The 16,530-nt window shown below is 35.9% G+C and carries 15 protein-coding genes; 8 read left to right on the forward strand and 7 right to left on the reverse strand.

The genetic code is table 11. From position 1 onward, the window contains the following. On the forward strand, positions 1 to 396 hold the full coding sequence (locus HNR32_RS00115) for a nitrous oxide-stimulated promoter family protein (protein WP_183858762.1): 396 nt from the start codon (positions 1 to 3) through the stop codon (positions 394 to 396). A 55-nt stretch (positions 397 to 451) separates the two neighbouring features. Here the strand turns inward: HNR32_RS00115 and HNR32_RS00120 are convergent, their stop codons facing one another. After that, the gene (locus tag HNR32_RS00120; RefSeq protein WP_183858763.1) at positions 452 to 1,249 is read right to left on the reverse strand and encodes an amino acid ABC transporter substrate-binding protein; all 798 of its coding nucleotides are present in this window, start codon (positions 1,247 to 1,249) and stop codon (positions 452 to 454) included. A gap of 242 nt (positions 1,250 to 1,491) precedes the next feature. Between HNR32_RS00120 and HNR32_RS00125 the strand changes: the two genes are divergently transcribed. After that, a complete protein-coding gene (locus HNR32_RS00125) occupies positions 1,492 to 2,136 on the forward strand; it encodes an amino acid ABC transporter permease (protein ID WP_183858764.1) in 645 nt (214 codons plus the stop codon). Between the two features lie 2 nt (positions 2,137 to 2,138). Next, positions 2,139 to 2,906, forward strand: a complete 768-nt coding sequence (locus HNR32_RS00130) for an amino acid ABC transporter ATP-binding protein (protein WP_221300523.1) — start codon at positions 2,139 to 2,141, stop codon at positions 2,904 to 2,906. A 46-nt stretch (positions 2,907 to 2,952) separates the two neighbouring features. Here HNR32_RS00130 and HNR32_RS00135 read toward each other — a convergent pair whose 3' ends face one another. Next, entirely contained in the window at positions 2,953 to 3,579 is a 627-nt protein-coding gene (locus tag HNR32_RS00135; protein ID WP_183858765.1) for a hypothetical protein, read from the reverse strand. Between the two features lie 356 nt (positions 3,580 to 3,935). On the opposite strand from HNR32_RS00135, the gene HNR32_RS00140 reads away from it, so the two are divergent. The 5 genes from HNR32_RS00140 to nrdG all read left to right on the forward strand — a co-directional run bounded on the left by HNR32_RS00140 (position 3,936) and on the right by nrdG (position 9,379). Continuing rightward, the gene (locus tag HNR32_RS00140) at positions 3,936 to 5,240 is read left to right on the forward strand and encodes an NCS2 family permease (protein WP_183858766.1); all 1,305 of its coding nucleotides are present in this window, start codon (positions 3,936 to 3,938) and stop codon (positions 5,238 to 5,240) included. A gap of 17 nt (positions 5,241 to 5,257) precedes the next feature. Then, on the forward strand, positions 5,258 to 5,974 hold the full coding sequence (locus tag HNR32_RS00145) for a glucosaminidase domain-containing protein (RefSeq protein ID WP_183858767.1): 717 nt from the start codon (positions 5,258 to 5,260) through the stop codon (positions 5,972 to 5,974). A 326-nt stretch (positions 5,975 to 6,300) separates the two neighbouring features. Further along, on the forward strand, positions 6,301 to 8,571 hold the full coding sequence (locus tag HNR32_RS00150; protein WP_183858768.1) for an anaerobic ribonucleoside triphosphate reductase: 2,271 nt from the start codon (positions 6,301 to 6,303) through the stop codon (positions 8,569 to 8,571). Positions 8,572 to 8,604: 33 nt separating this feature from the next. Further along, a complete protein-coding gene (nrdD, locus tag HNR32_RS00155) occupies positions 8,605 to 8,889 on the forward strand; it encodes an anaerobic ribonucleoside-triphosphate reductase (RefSeq protein ID WP_183858769.1) in 285 nt (94 codons plus the stop codon). Beyond that, positions 8,876 to 9,379 carry an anaerobic ribonucleoside-triphosphate reductase activating protein gene (nrdG, locus tag HNR32_RS00160; protein ID WP_183858770.1) on the forward strand — a complete coding sequence of 168 codons (504 nt, stop codon included), beginning with the start codon at positions 8,876 to 8,878 and terminating at the stop codon, positions 9,377 to 9,379. The genes nrdD and nrdG overlap by 14 nt, the downstream gene beginning before the upstream one ends. 35 nt (positions 9,380 to 9,414) lie before the next feature. Here the strand turns inward: nrdG and HNR32_RS00165 are convergent, their stop codons facing one another. From HNR32_RS00165 to pth, 5 genes are all read right to left on the reverse strand, one after another. Next, entirely contained in the window at positions 9,415 to 12,159 is a 2,745-nt protein-coding gene (locus HNR32_RS00165) for an AAA family ATPase (RefSeq protein WP_183858771.1), read from the reverse strand. Continuing rightward, complete coding sequence (locus HNR32_RS00170; protein WP_183858772.1) at positions 12,159 to 13,298, reverse strand: exonuclease SbcCD subunit D; 1,140 nt, start codon at positions 13,296 to 13,298, stop codon at positions 12,159 to 12,161. The genes HNR32_RS00165 and HNR32_RS00170 overlap by 1 nt, the downstream gene beginning before the upstream one ends. A 108-nt stretch (positions 13,299 to 13,406) precedes the next feature. Continuing rightward, the gene (locus HNR32_RS00175; RefSeq protein ID WP_183858773.1) at positions 13,407 to 14,189 is read right to left on the reverse strand and encodes a CheR family methyltransferase; all 783 of its coding nucleotides are present in this window, start codon (positions 14,187 to 14,189) and stop codon (positions 13,407 to 13,409) included. A 430-nt stretch (positions 14,190 to 14,619) separates the two neighbouring features. Continuing rightward, positions 14,620 to 15,828, reverse strand: coding sequence for a radical SAM family protein (locus tag HNR32_RS00180; RefSeq protein WP_183858774.1), 1,209 nt, complete (start codon positions 15,826 to 15,828; stop codon positions 14,620 to 14,622). A gap of 11 nt (positions 15,829 to 15,839) precedes the next feature. Next, on the reverse strand, positions 15,840 to 16,424 hold the full coding sequence (pth, locus tag HNR32_RS00185) for an aminoacyl-tRNA hydrolase (RefSeq protein WP_183858775.1): 585 nt from the start codon (positions 16,422 to 16,424) through the stop codon (positions 15,840 to 15,842). Positions 16,425 to 16,530: the final 106 nt, after the last annotated feature.

Raw genomic sequence — 16,530 nt, forward strand, 5'->3', positions numbered from 1 at the left:
ATGGGAATTTTTTCTCGCTTTTTTAATAAGCGTACTAATCAACAGGCTCCAATAAAAAACACTGTTCCTGAAGAAAAAAAGACTATCAGAAAAGCTTTTGGCGTTTATTGCCATGCTCATCACAACACTGCGGGCAAAGCTTTATGTCCTAAATGCAATGCTCTTTTAATGACGGTAATGACAAAAATCCAGCGCTGTCCATATGGTATTACTAAGCCATTATGTCATATTTGCGATACTCCCTGCTTTGGCCAAAAACAAACTTTAGAATTTCGCAAAATAATGAAAGGTTCACAAAAAAGGATGTTTTTCCGTCACCCTATAATGTTTGTCAAACAAAAGATGAAAGAATGGGGCTTTGCTTATATGAAGCAAAAACAAGGTCAGAAAAAATAAATAAACTAAAAAAGATGCATCTCACTTTTAAGTGAATGCATCTTTTTTAGTTTATTTATTTCTTTGTTATATCTTTTCCAAACCATTTTTGTGATATCTTAGCCATTGTTCCATCTTTTTTCATTTCATTTAACACTTTTTGTACTTCATCCCGCAATTTTTGATTATCTTTGGCAAAGCCTATACCAAAGCTGGTTATATCACCAATTACAATATCACGCGCAGCAAATTTATCAGGATGTTTACTCATATAATAACGTCCTGTAATTTCGTCACCAACAATTGCATCAATACGTCCATTTTCCAAGTCCATAAATGCTGCAATAAAATCAGGATATGCTTTTACTTCTTTTAAGGATGATTTTAATTTAGCATCTTTATTTATATTTTCTTCGCCAGTAGAACCACTTTGCGTACCAACTATTTTCCCTTTTAAATCAGCTGCTGTCTTTATTGCAGAATCATTTCTGACAAAAACTATCTGGCGATTATCCATATAAGGATCACTAAACAGCATATTTTCTTTACGTTTTTCTGTTATATCAAGACCGTTCCACAATACATCAACACGTCCGCTTTTAAGTTCCGCTTCTTTACTTGACCAGTCAATCGGCTTAAATTCAACTTCTCTTTTTAAACGCTTTGCAGCTTCTTTAGCTAAATCAACATCAAAACCAGTTATATTATTATTCTCATCCCTAAAGCCCATTGGTGGATAATTATCATCAAGACCAACAACTATTTTGCCAGCCTTGCCAGCATCTGGTGCTGCCTGCTTTGCCTGCTGTCCACAGCCAGCAAGGACAAGACCTGCTGTCATAATACCTAAGCACAGCATAATTATTTTTTTCATTTACTATTCCCCCAAATTAAATATATAAAACACTCGATTTATATAGCCTCACGCACAATAATTATATTATAATTCAGCAATTACTTTATTGCAATAAAAAATTAAAATGTAAAAGGAATAAAAAAATATACTTATTTTACTATATTTTTTTTGTAATTTCATCATATTTATTGTAAAATAGTGCTTGGACTTTCTTAATACTTTAATTAGTTACAAAACTAAATTTTCTTAGGAGCTTACGTATGGACAATCTCGTTAATACTATTTTATTAATGCTGGAAGGCACAAAAACCACATTAAACATATTTTTTATAACTCTTATACTGTCAATTCCAATTGGATTACTAGTATCCTTATCACGTTTATCAACAATAAAGCCGCTAAGCTGGCTTATGGAGTTGTATATCTGGATAATGCGTGGTACCCCCTTAATGCTTCAATTATTATTTGTTTATTTTGCCCTGCCTATGGTTGGTATCAGACTTTCTGATATAAGTGCTGCTTTATTAGCTTTTGTTTTAAACTATGCCGCATACTTTGCCGAGATCTTCCGTGCCGGTATCCAATCAATAAACCGCGGTCAATATGAAGCCGCTAAAACCCTTGGCATGTCCTATCCTCAGACCATGCGCCGCATAATTTTACCTCAGGTAATTCGCCGCGTATTACCGCCAATCAGCAACGAAACCATCAATTTGGTTAAAGACACTTCCCTTATTTATATTTTGGCTATGAATGATTTACTGCGTGTAGCCCGAACAATTGTACAAAGAGAATTCGATATGACACCATTTATTGTTGCTGCTATTTTCTATCTTGTTATGACTTTTATCCTAACATGGATATTCAAACGTCTTGAAGCACATTACGGAAAATATGAGGTGTAATAATGAATAATCAGCCTATAATTAAAATGCATAATATCCATAAAAGCTTTAATGGTATTTCTGTTTTAAAAGGAATAGACATTGAAGTAAACAAAAGTGATGTTTTAGCTGTTATCGGCCCGTCTGGTTCTGGTAAATCCACTCTTTTGCGTTGCTTAAATAATCTCGAGACTATCGATGACGGCACTATTCAGGTTGCCGAAGATTTTCTCACAACCAGCGTCAACAATAAAGCTGTATATGCCGATAAAATTACGCAAAAACGTATTTTATCCCGCATGGGTATGGTCTTTCAGCAGTTTAATCTTTTTCCTCATATGACTGTATTAGAAAACTTATTAGAAGCACCCGTACAGGTAAAAAACATGAAAAAAGATGAAGTCTTACCCATTGCTGAAGATCTATTGCATAAAATCGGCCTGTTCGACAAAAAAGATGCTTATCCCAGCCGCTTATCCGGTGGACAGCAGCAGCGTGTTGCTATTGCCAGAGCCCTGTGCATGTCACCTGATATAATGCTGTTTGATGAACCAACCTCAGCTCTTGATCCAGAGCTGACAATCGGCGTCTTAAATACAATGCGGCAATTAGCCGAAGAACATATGACCATGATTGTCGTAACACACGAAATGGGATTTGCCAGAGATGTTGCCAGTAATGTTATCTTTATGGCAGATGGCAATATTGTTGAGCAAGGCAATCCTGAAACATTTTTCACCCATCCGCAGGAAGAAAGAACAAAATCTTTTCTTACTAATATGTTAAAATAAAAAACCAGTCAGAATCAATGATTCTGACTGGTTTTTTACATTGCGCTCATTTTTTTTCGTATGTTTTTAATATTTCCTGTATCTTTTGTTTTGCTGTTTTATGTGATGACTGGTCTTTAACTAATGACTTATCGTCAGTATCTATTTTTAAACCATGACGCTCAATAATTTCCTGCTTATGTTCATTAGCATATTCAATTATTTTATTATAAAAAATATTATCAAGATTTTTATCCGTCATTTCATCAATTTTATCAACTCGATTCGACGCTATCTGTGCTATCTGATTCCAATTACTATCAAGATAACTTTGCTGCACATAAGTAGCTGTACGTGCTTTTAAATCAATACGTACAATTGATTCACTGCCCCATAAATCATTGAAATTACTAACGTCTTCATTATTCCAACGCCTTTTTTCGATTACATCCTGTATTTCTATCCAATCATATTGTTCTAATATAGGTACTTCTAAAACATCTGTATTGGTTGTTCCATCATCTTTAGCTGGATATTTCATTTCTTGTTTATTAAAATAGTAACTTATACGCGGTGATGCCTGCACCCACTCATAAATATCGGTTGGCACTACTACACTGGCAATTGCTATATTACTCATAAGCATGGTTGCCAGCACAAAAACTATTCCTAAAATACTCTTTTTTCCATACACCTCTTTTTACCTCCTACTTTATTTGAATTTAATTATATCATACTATTATTGTAAAACAAATAAGACATCTTTCATTATATAATACGCTTTTTACTTTTATCCGTTGTTTTTTAGGGATTTATTAAGCATAATTTGCTATTTTTAGCATATTTAGCTTTACAAACATCCTTCTTTGTTAAGTAAGTATTATTTATTTCACCTTGCCTAATTAACACTATTTTAGTACAATTATATGGCAAGTTATATTATGTCACCATTTATTGATAATTAATCGTAATAAAAACGTTATTTTGTGCATAGTATAATATTTTTGAAATGAAAATTTCATTTATTATTTTTAGGAGGATGATCTTTTAATGTTTTTGAACGACAAATTTAAGTTCAATGAACGTAATACCACCTTATCTACTGAAATATTAGCTGGTATTACTACATTTGTCTCAATGTCCTATATCATTATTGTTAACCCCAGCGTGCTAAACAAAACCGGTATGGATTTTCACGGTGTATTTGTTGCTACTATTTTAGCGTCTATAGTTGGTACTTTAATAATGGGACTTATTGCTAATTACCCTATTGCTATCGCACCAGGTATGGGAATGAATGCGTATTTTGCCTTTGTTATCGTATTAGGTATGGGCATCCCTTGGCAATCTGCCTTAGGCAGTGTATTTATTGCCTCTGTCATCTTCTTATTATTGTCTTTAACTGGCTTTCGACAGTCACTGATTGAAGCCATCCCTATTTCACTAAAAGCTGGTATAAGCGGTGGTATTGGTCTGTTCATTGCTTTTATCGGCATGCAGAATGCCCATTTGGTAGTAGCATCCCCTGCTACAATCATAACTTTAGGCAATTTCTCTGAACCAGTCGCTTATATGTCTATTTTAGGCCTTATCGTAACTATTATATTACTCGTAAATGATGTACCCGCTGCAATATTTTTAGGCATGCTCATTACTGCTATTGTTTCATTTTGCTTAGGTTATATACCTTTGCCTCATTCCATCCTCAGTCTGCCTACTGGACTTGATGCTACTTTTATGCATCTTGATATTGCGGGAGCCTTTTCACCAAACCTCTTCGCTATAATTTTCACCTTTTTCCTTGTTACCTTATTTGATACCACTGGTACAATGATTGGTGTTGCCTCCCAAGCAGGATTAATGAAAAACGGTCATTTTCCTAATGTAAAAAGTGCACTTTTAGCCGATGCGGTTGCTAGTACTATCGGCTCTATCTTCGGTACTTCCCCAACTTCTTCTTATGTCGAATCTGGTACTGGTGTTGCGGCTGGTGGCCGTACTGGTTTTACCGCTGTTGTCGTAGCATTTTTATTTTTCTGCATGCTGTTTTTTGCGCCAGTAGCTCAGGTATTAGCTTCAGCTCCTGCCATAACCTCACCGGCTTTAATCATCGTAGGCTTTTTGATGATGGGTAACCTTAATCAGGTTAATTGGACAGATATTGAAGAATCCCTGCCAGCATTTTTTGTCCTATTTTGGATGCCTTTATCTTACAGCATAACTAATGGCGTCGGTGCTGGTCTTATCCTTTATCCATTAATTAAAATATTCCGTGGTAAATATCGTCAGGTACATCCACTTTTATATGTATTTTTAGTACTATTTGTTATACAATTTATTATGATGAATCATTAATTCAGGAGGCTTTCTTATTGTTTAAACTAAAATCATCGACAATTATTTTGTTAACAGTTGTTGTATTTATTTTAACCACTACTCCATACAGCTATGCTGCTCGTCATCACGATAATATTGATTCTACTAAAAATAATACTGCGGCTGGACAAGCCCATTTATTTTCTGATAAAATACAGCAAATACTAACACAATATGATAACAAACCAGCTGCCCCTCCTGTTGCCGATAACGATTCCATATTGGGAAAACCACTGGCAACACCTGAACAGTGTGTTCGTTATCTGCTCGAAGTAAATCCTAATCCTGAAATTTCGGTCACCCCTAAACAGCTTGTTTCTTATTATTACAAAGAAGGCAGCCGCGAAGGTGTGCGCCCAGATGTTGCTTTTGCCCAGGCTCTTGTAGAAACTGGATTTTTCCGCTATGGCGGTACAGTAACACCTGACCAAAACAATTACTGTGGTCTTGGAACCACCAGTACTATTGTAAAAGGAGCCTATTTCTCTAATTCATTATTAGGTGTTCGGGCCCATATTCAGCATTTGTTAGCTTATGCTTCCAATCGCCAACCTAGTGAACCCATCGTTGATCCCCGCTATTCACTAGTACGTTCGGTTTATCGTCCCAATACATTAAATACTTGGAAGGATCTTAATGGTCGCTGGGCCGTTCCCGGTAAAACCTATGGACAAAATATTTTAAAAATATATGAAGCTATATTAAACTCCTGATACTTATTTTACTACCGTCATTCTTTTTTGATTGGCGGTATTTTCTTGCCATAAAATTTTTATATTTTTATTTTCAACGCTTATATAATGCCGCTTTAGCTTAATCATACTATTACTAGATATTGTATTTAAATTGACATAGATATCTATATATAGTATAATTTCATTATTAATTTCAGTGCATCGTATTTGTATAATATCAATTTCCACTTCATTTAATCCGCTTTACTACATAGTTTTGGCTATGCAGTAAAGCGGATTAATCATCGAATAAATGGATTTAATTGATTTCAAATACTTAATTTATGCACATATAGGAGCATACAATGATAAAATCAGTTATTAAATCGATAAAAAAACGTACCGGTGATATCGTTCCTTTTAATCTCCCCAAAATAACTAATGCAATAAAAAAGGCTAATTTAGAATCTATCGATGCTACTTTTTCAACAGATAAATTAAATATACTCAGCAATAAGGTTATTGAAGAAATAGCAAAATTTAATCTTCCTACCGTGGAACAAATTCAAGATGCTGTAGAGCGTGTACTGATTGCCGATAATTGTGCCAGCACGGCCAAAGCTTATATTCTCTATCGGGCTGAGCATACAAAAATGCGTGAAGCCAAAGTTGATTTAATGGATATATATAGTGAGCTTACCTTTAAAAATGCCGCTGACGCTGATTTAAAACGCGAAAATGCCAATATTGATGCCGACACTGCCATGGGAACAATGCTGAAATATGGCTCTGAAGGCTCCAAATATTTTATTGATAATTATATTTTACCTAAAGATATTGCTGCGGCTCACGTCGACGGCGATATCCATATTCATGATATGGATTTTTACATGCTCACTGAAACCTGTTGCCAGATTGATTTATTAAAGTTATTCCATAATGGCTTTTCTACTGGTCATGGTGCATTGCGTGAACCAAATGATATTCGCTCTTATGCTGCTTTAGCCTGCATTGCCATCCAGGCTAATCAAAATGAAATGCACGGCGGTCAGGCCGTACCTAATTTTGATTTCTCTATGGCTCCCGGTGTTGGTAAAACCTTCCGCAAACAATATTTTAAAGCACTAGCACAATATTTTACTATAATTCTTGATATGTCCCTCACTGATGCCAAATTATTGGCTAAAGAAATCGAAAACAGCCTTGCAATAAAATTAACAATAACTGATGCTCCTGCTTTTGGTGAAGCCTTAGTCAATTTTCTGCCGCTGCATCAGTCTGAGCACAATTATCAATCTATTGATGCTAATGCCGCCCAACAAGCGCATAATTATGCTTTTACAACGGGCTTAAATGAAACTGATGCTATCACTTATCAGGCTATGGAAGCTTTTATCCATAATTTAAACACCATGAATTCACGTGCTGGTGCCCAGGTACCATTCAGCTCTGTCAACTATGGTACTGACACTTCACCTGAAGGACGCATGGCTATTAAAAATCTATTATTGGCAACAGAAGCCGGACTGGGCAATAATGAAACACCTATTTTCCCTGTACAGATATTTAAAGTAAAAGAAGGAATAAATTACAACAGCACAGATCCTAACTATGATCTGTTTCAACTAGCTATAAAAACTTCAGCTAAAAGATTATTTCCTAATTTTAGTTTTCTTGATGCTCCCTTTAATAAAAAGTTCTATAAAAAGGGCGATTATAATACAGAAGTTGCTTATATGGGCTGTCGTACCCGTGTTATGGGTAATGTTTATGACCCTTCGCATGAAACGACCTGCGGCCGCGGCAATTTGAGCTTTACCAGCATCAATCTGCCACGTTTGGGTATTGAAGCGCATGGTGATATCAATAAATTCTTTACTGATCTTGATGGTATGCTTGAGCTTGTTATCCGGCAATTACTGCATCGCTTTAAAATTCAAGCAGCTAAATTAGGCCGTAATTATCCTTTCCTGATGGGAGAACATATCTGGCTTGATTCAGAAAAAATATCTGCTGACGATACTATTGGCGATATATTAAAACACGGTACTTTGACGGTAGGTTTTATCGGTTTAGCCGAAACCTTAAAAGCACTTATTGGCAAACATCACGGTGAAAGTGAAGAAGCACAGCAGCTTGGTCTTAAAATCATCAATCATATGCGTCAGCGTATGGATGAAGCATCTAATCGTTCCCACCTCAATTTCTCGGTTATTGCTACTCCGGCTGAAGGTTTAAGTGGTCGTTTTGTAAAAATTGATACCAAACGCTATGGTAAAATTACTGGTGTTACTGACCGCGATTACTATACAAATTCCTTCCATGTTCCCGTCTATTATCCAATAAGTGCCTATAAAAAAATTCAATTAGAAGCTCCCTATCATGCTTTAACCAACGGTGGTCATATAAGCTATGTTGAAATGGATGGTGACCCAACTAAAAACGTTAAAGCATTTGAAGCTATAATCCGCTGTATGCATGACAGCGGCATCGGCTACGGTTCCGTTAATCATCCTGTTGACCGTGATCCTATTTGCGGCTATACCGGCATCATTGATGATGTCTGCCCTAAGTGCGGCCGCCGCGAAGAAGAACATCTGCACCATCTTGTAATCCCGCGTATCAAAATACAATAATATAAATTTATTTATCTTAAAGGAGTGTTTTCTATGTTAGTAAATGGTATTGAAGTAACTGTAAATAATGTGCCTGATATGTCACAAAACGAAATCGTTAATTATATCAATCACATTGAAAAATTATCCGCTAATAAATTACAATATCTTAATATTGCCGCTAATAATGACGGTAATGTTGAACTTGATTATAAACTGCGTCCGGCAAAATTTGAAAGAATCCGCCGCATAACCGGCTATTTAGTTGGAACTACTGAACGTTTTAACAATGCCAAAAAGGCCGAAGTACATGATCGTGTAAAACATGGTCTCAATTAAAATTGCTGGTACTGTTGATGATTCAATAGTAGACGGTGAGGGCTATCGTTTTACCATTTTTACCCAAGGCTGTCCCCATAATTGTCCTGGCTGCCATAATCCGCAGACACATGACTGCAATAAGGGTAAATTAGTCGATGCCGATGATTTAATCCAGCGTATTAAACAAAATCCTTTATTATCCGGTGTTACCTTTAGCGGTGGTGAGCCGTTTTTGCAGCCGCTGCCACTAAATTATATTGCTGAAAAAATTCATACGCTTAGTCTTGATTTAACAATATATACCGGCTACACTTTGGAACAGCTGCAGGATATGCACAATGCTGCTATTGATAAATTATTGAGTCTCACCGATACTCTGATTGATGGCCGATTTTTATTGGAGCAGCGCGATTTAACACTAACTTTTCGCGGCAGCCGTAATCAGCGTATTATTGATATGAATGCCAGCCGCCAACAAAATAAAATTGTCCTTAAACTTCTTGATTAAAAAATGCTAAGCAGAAAATTTCTGCTTAGCATTTTTTATGTAATAATTTCTAATGTACTTCCTTTATACATATTTTTACTGACTACTATCTGTTTATCAATACGCTGTTTTAATGCCGGTACATGTGATATTATCCCTACAAGTTTATTGCCTTCAGTCAGGCTGTGCAATACTTTTATCGCCTGTTTTAAGGATTCCTCATCAAGCGTCCCAAAACCTTCATCAACAAACATTGTATCTATTTGTATACCACCAGCCGAAGACTGTATTTCATCGGCGAGTCCCAAAGCCAGAGCCAATGATGCCTTAAAGGATTCTCCGCCTGACAATGTTTTTATGCTGCGCGTTGTCCCATTATAATGGTCAATAACGTCTAATTCCAAGCCACTTTGACTGCGCAGATTTTCTGCATCTATCCGCCTTTTTAGTTCATATTGTCCACTGCTCATAACCATGAACCTTGTATTGGCACGAGTAATGATTCTATCAAAATAATTCATCTGCACATATGTTTCCAACGTCACTTTATCCTTACCACTTTGCATGCCATTGACAGTCTGAGCTAAATCTTTTTGCCAAATAAATTCTGTTAATATTTTTTCGTAAGCAGCAGCTTGCTTAACAATATTTTCTCGCACTTTATTATTATTTACCACCCGCATATTTACCTGCTGACTGCTGGCTGTCAATTCTTCCTTTTGTTGCAGCAATGTATTATGCTCATTTTGCAATTGCTCCATATCATAGATACTATCATCGTTTAATTGTTTATTTAATACCTCAAGCTTTGCTTTTTCATTGGCTATAAAGTTGACTTTTTCATCGTAATATTTTTTTGCCTGCAAAACATTATCATTTAATACATTGCTGTATTCTTCTTTATTTTGCAACGCTTGCAGCGCTGTCTGTTTATCAGCGAAAGTCAGCTTTTTCGTTAATTCTTCATATTTGATATTGCTGCTTTCGATATTTGCAGCTAAAACTGCTATGTCCTGTTCCAGCTTATATATCTGGTTATTTTTTTCATCGTGCTGCTGCTGCAATAATGGCAATTTTTTATCCAACTGCTCTTTTAATAAAACATTTTTTTCGATAGTTACCAGCTTTTCCTGTTCGGACTGCTGCTCTGTTTCAATAATAACCGATTTTTCCTTAACCTGTTCTCTTATCAGGCTTTTGTCTACCCTTCCGATTATTTGCCGGGCTTTTTCCATTATAGCTGTTCCTAAAGCATCATAACGTCCTTTTATATTCCCTGCCTGGCTGCTGAGCTCATTAACCTTTTTTTCCAATAACTGCAATTTTTGTTTTTCATCGGCAAGCTGTTGCTGTGATGGCGCTGTTACTGTTAATAGTGCTGGTTGTGGATGCTGGCAGGAACCACACACAGGACAAGGTTCATTTTCCTGTAACCCCTGCGCTAAAAATCCAGCTTGTTCATCAAGATAAGCCTTTTCCTGTACAGCATAATTTTTTTGCCCAGACTGGTATTCCTGCTGTTTTTCCTTATACTGCTGCTGTAGCTTTCTGCATTGCAACAGCATATCATTGTACTCATTTATCTGTTGCTGTATATTCTTTAGTTCATTCAGCTGCCTAGCCATGTCTGCACATATTTTTTCACAGCGTTCTTTTTCTACCAGAATATTTTCTAAACTAGTCTTTTTTTCTTTTATCTGCAGCAGCTGTGTTTCCATACTTTTTTTCTCCATAGCTGCTGCTGTTTTTTTATTGTTTAGCTGCTGCATATTAAGCTGCCCTGTATTTATTTCCTGCATCAGGCTGTCCAATTCATTATATAAACGCATATTATCCTTTATCGTTACTATTTCAGCTAATACCTGCTTATATTCTTTGTCATAGCAATTTTGGGCTGCTATGTATTTGTGCTTGTACTCCTCCTTAATATTTTGACTGTCTTTTATGGCTTGTTCACTGTTTTTTATATCATGGCGAATCTTTATAATGGTCTGAGCCTGACCAATGAATGTATTATTTTGGGCTGTTTTTTCTTCATTTTCCCGTAATAATTTATCCAGCTGTTTTTGCTGCTCTTTATCAGTATTTATATATGTGTCAAGCGCTGTAATAAACTCATCCAATACAGGCGTATTTGGTAATTGTTGCCCAGCTGACAATAAAATATTATTTTTATAATACTCTATTTCCTGACTTATCTTTTCTAACTTTTTACTGCTGCTGTCAGCACTTTTTTTTATCTGCTCCTGTAGCTGCTGATAACGACTGGTATTAAATATTTTGCGAAATATTTCACTGCGTTCTTTTGTCGCCGTCAACAATACTCGTAAAAAATCCCCTTGTGCTATCATCGCAATCTGAGTGAACTGGCTTCGATCAAGACCAATTAAATTTTCAATATACTCAGTGACTTCCTTTAATCCTGTTAGCGGCTCCATATCAGCTGCTTCCAATTGAGCTGAAGGTTTTTGCACAACCATTTTGTCACCACGCTTAGCTGGACGCTCATATTCAGGATTGCGTCTTAGCTTATATGTTTTATTATTATATAAAAATACCAGCTCCACAAATGTTTCGGTGTTTTTATCAGCATATTTGCTGCGAAACATATTGCTTTCCCTAATGCTGCCGCTGGGCTCCCCATATAGAGCATAAATAATCGCATCGAAAATAGTAGTTTTACCAGCTCCAGTATCACCGCTAATAAGATAAAGACCTTTTGCTCCTAGTTTACTAAAGTCAACCTCAAGTTTATCAGCATAAGGACCAAATGCTGATAATATCAATTGTAGAGGACGCATTATTTTTCCTCCCATATTTCTTCAATAATTTTTTGCGCAAAATCACATTGTTTACTGCTAAGCTCTTTATTATTTTGCAGTTTATAAAACTCGTTCATTAAATCCAGTGGTTTTTTTTGTAAGGCAGTGTTAGTGTTATCAACAACATTATTGCTGCCTGTTCTTGTATTATCATAATCTATCTTCATAATATTAGGATAAATACTGCGTAATTTGCCAATAGCATCGGGAATCTCTTCTTCGTCAGTCAATGTTACGCTAATATAATCGTCTATAGCAGTACTTTCATAATTGGCTTTTAATGTTATATCTTTATATAATCCTTTTACTTTTCGTAAGTCATGCTGCGGCAATAAATCAATAAATGATATTTTCATATTATTTTTTTCTTTTATTTCAATAATCGGCAGTGTTTTTTTATGGCTGGTTTCCGAAAAAGAGTATTTGAGCGGTGAGCCGGCGTAGCGTATATTGTTCTTAATTATCTTTTGCGGTCGATGAATATGGCCCAATGCCACATAGTCAAAATCAGCAAAACAATCAACCGAAATATTATCGAGTCCACCTACGCTTAATTCCTCGGAATCACTTGTAGCTGCTCCTGTAATGAATTGGTGGGCTATTATTATATTACGCTGCTTTTTGTCCAGTTCCATTTTATCTATAACTAAATGTACTGCATCATCATAAGTTAATATGTGTTCTGCTTCTTCCTGCCAAATTTTTCTTATTTGTATCGGCTTTATAAATGGCAGCATATAAATATTTACCAGTCCATATTTATCTTCAATAGCTATTGGTTGTGTATTGCCCTCAAACACTGAATGAATATATACATTATTTTTTTCCAACAGTCTGGCTGCAAAAGCCAATCTATCAGCGGAATCATGATTACCGCTGATAATAAAAATCTTTATTCGCAGCTGCACCAAATGCGTTAAAAATTCATCAAACAGTCGTACTGCCTCTATGGGCGGCAAAGGCGTATCATAAATATCACCAGCCATTAGAACAGCATCCACTTTATTTTCCTGCAGCACTCCTATTATCTGTTTTAATATATATCGCTGATCTTCGAGCATTGAAAAACCATTTACACGTTTTCCTATATGTAAGTCACCAATATGGGCAAATTTCATTATTATTCTCCTAAATATAACCGTCTTTACTATATTTCTATAAAAAAGAAGTTATTGTAAATTATTACAATAACTTCTCATTGCTGCTAACAGCATAATTCCATTATATTATAATGGTCTTCTGTAAAAGAACGGACGATGGTTCTCATAGCCCATATCACGATAATTCAGTACAGCTTCCGTTCCACCTACAAATAAAATACCGCCCGGTTTTAAAGCCTGGAAAAAATTACGATATAATTTATCTTTAGCTTCTTCTGTAAAATAAATAACAACATTGCGGCATAAAATCAAATCAAAATTAGATTCAAATGGATCTTTTAATAAATTATGGCGGCGAAATTCAATTTTTGCTTTGATATCAGGACTTACCACATATTTATTATTCTCATTTCTAGTAAAATATTTTTGCTTACGTCCCAAGGAAATAGCCTTTAATTCATTTTCTGTATAAATACCTTCCTTGGCTTTTTCCAATATATCAACATCAAGATCTGAGGCTAAAATACGATGTCTGGCGCCTGGCGTCTTTTCTGCCAATATCATTGCCAATGAATACGGTTCAGCTCCGATAGAGCAGCCAGCACTCCAAATATTAAGTTTAGAACTTCTTTTTAAGAGTTCTGGAATTATAGTAGTTTCCAGCTCCGAAAATTTCTCCGGCGTACGAAAAAACTCTGATACATTTATAGTTAGATACTCAATAAATGAAGCAAACTCATCTTTATCCTTAACCACAAAATCAAAATATTCAGTAAAACCTTTAAAACCCTTACGCATAACAAGATTATTAATACGACGCTTCATCTGTGCTTCTTTATATAAATCTAAATCTATACCTGCTTTGGCATTTAATTTTTGTTTAAAAGTACTCCAATCCCGTTCATCCATATTATCCCTGCCCCCTATTTTGTTATGTTTAATAGTATACGTGGGTACTCCCCATGTTTTGTCTACGTGTAAATTATGGCATATCTTCCTCTTATTCATATTCCATTCATCCTTGATTAAAACTAAAATCCAGAAAAAGCGCTTCCTGCGACTTAGCCGTTCTTTACACGCCAATGAAAATATCAAGTATTGAACAAGCAGTCCTCGGATAAATCAGGGATTTTTAACTATCTTCTTTTACCACTCAAGTCATATTACTGTCAATAAAACTATCCCTTAGTCTCTCTTCTGGTTACTGTTAATAATTCATTCCCGCTTAAAACAGGACTAAACTATCTTAGTTCTTATTCGTCCTGGAAGTTGTAAATACCTGTCTAAATATATAAATACCCATTATTCTTTTACGCTTGTAATTTAAAGACTTATTTACTTAACTATTACTAATGGCAGTAATGGCCATATCAGGAAATTCGCCTTTTAAACCACCTAAAAACATTTTAAGCCCTAAGGCATCTTCTAACTGCGGCATAACTGCTAAAAAAACATCAGGATCAATATTTAAATTGCGTACCTGAATCTTATCAACTGACGTTTTTCGTAAAAATTTACGCCAAGCTGCTGCTTCTTTTTTATCATCATTAAAACCTGGAAAATACAGCATGTCCAATGTGATATATACGCCCTTGCTTTTAGCATAAATCAGTGACTGCATAACATCATCAAAATCATAATCAGAACGATAATAAGCCTTATAATTTTCCGGTATGGCACTTATAATATTCACGCACATTCTGTCAAGCCCGGCATCAACGATTTTCATTATCGCCGCTGTATTGCCAGCATTCGTATTAATATTTATTTGGCCTTTATCCGTTTTACTACGTATCATTTTTATCGCTGCCGCAATATCATCAGCAATGAGTGCCGGTTCCCCTTCACAATTATGCCCAAAACTTAGTACGGCATCATTACCATTACTTAAATGATATGTCCCTACATCTGCCATTTCCTGTGCAATAGCTATACTATCAACTTCATCGCTTTGAGCCTCAAGCAAACAGTTTAAACATTTAGCATTACAGCATTCTGTTACTGGAATTTCCGTTTCCCAGCGGCGATAAAACAAGTTTTGCGCTGTACAACTATAAAGTTCCAGTGCATATTCAGCCATCTTATTTACCAGATTATTCTGTGGCAAATCCCGCTTAGTCTGATTAATAAGGCCAGCCAAACTTTCGGTGTTATAGCGACTTGAATCCCACATATCGTCAAATTCAGTATAAGCGGCCGCTGCATATATTTCCCCCTTATATAAGGCTACTGCCGTATAGGCTTCTGCAGATAATTCCTCAGCCACTTCTTCTTTAGCAAAAGCAGGTGCATATAATCTTATATAGCCGGCTGGTAAAATCGCAGCTACTGCCTGCCCCAAAATTGGCAGCAGCTCATTATTTTTTTCTCCCAAGGGCATTCTTTGCGGCAGGGCAATTAATTCTGCATCTTCCGGTAATGGAATCAAATCTTTTTTGCTCAGTGCAATATTTTTTGTGCCACTTTTTCCCATTGCCGCTACTCCCGGGGCATCAAAAATATCGCCGCTGTCATCAGCATAAAGCAGTGTAATACTGGCCGTACTCATCTTCATTCTCCTTATTTATTATTCTTTTTATTTTTACGCGGATTATACTTATTCATGGCTCTATCCACAGATTCCGTTACAATACATTCCACAGCTGGTATTAAATCATTAATGGCTTTATCCACTGCAGCTTGATCTTCTGGTAAAAACTTGGACAAAACATGGTCATTTACCTTCCAGTTAGGCAGCGGTCTGCCTATTCCTATACGCACATGCACAAATTCATCACTGCCGGTACAGTTAATTATTGATTTGATGCCGTTATGACCGCCTGAACTTCCTTTACTGCGAATTCTTATCAATCCTGGCGGCAAATCCATATCATCATGAACTACAATAAGCTCATCAGAATTACTTTTATACCAATTCATTGCCGGTGCAATTGCCTCACCACTTAAATTCATATAGGTCAATGGTTTTACCAATAATACTTTTTCTGAACCTATCATCGCCTGCGCTGTAAGTGCCTTAAATTTTTCCTGCCAATTAGTCACCGCTAATTTTTTTGCCAATGCGTCAATAAACATAAACCCCACATTATGCCTTGTTTTGCTATATTCCAGTCCGGGATTGCCTAATCCGGTAATTATTTTCATCGTAAAAAATCCTCCTATATTGTCTCCCTAGCTTGTAATTATTAGTATTAATATGTGTACTACGCAATAATATAAACCAATATTTTATCCATGATATTTCTTATGT

Origin of the sequence: Pectinatus brassicae, from assembly GCF_014201835.1 — a bacterium.
GTDB classification, from domain to species: Bacteria; Bacillota; Negativicutes; order Selenomonadales; family Selenomonadaceae; genus Pectinatus; species Pectinatus brassicae.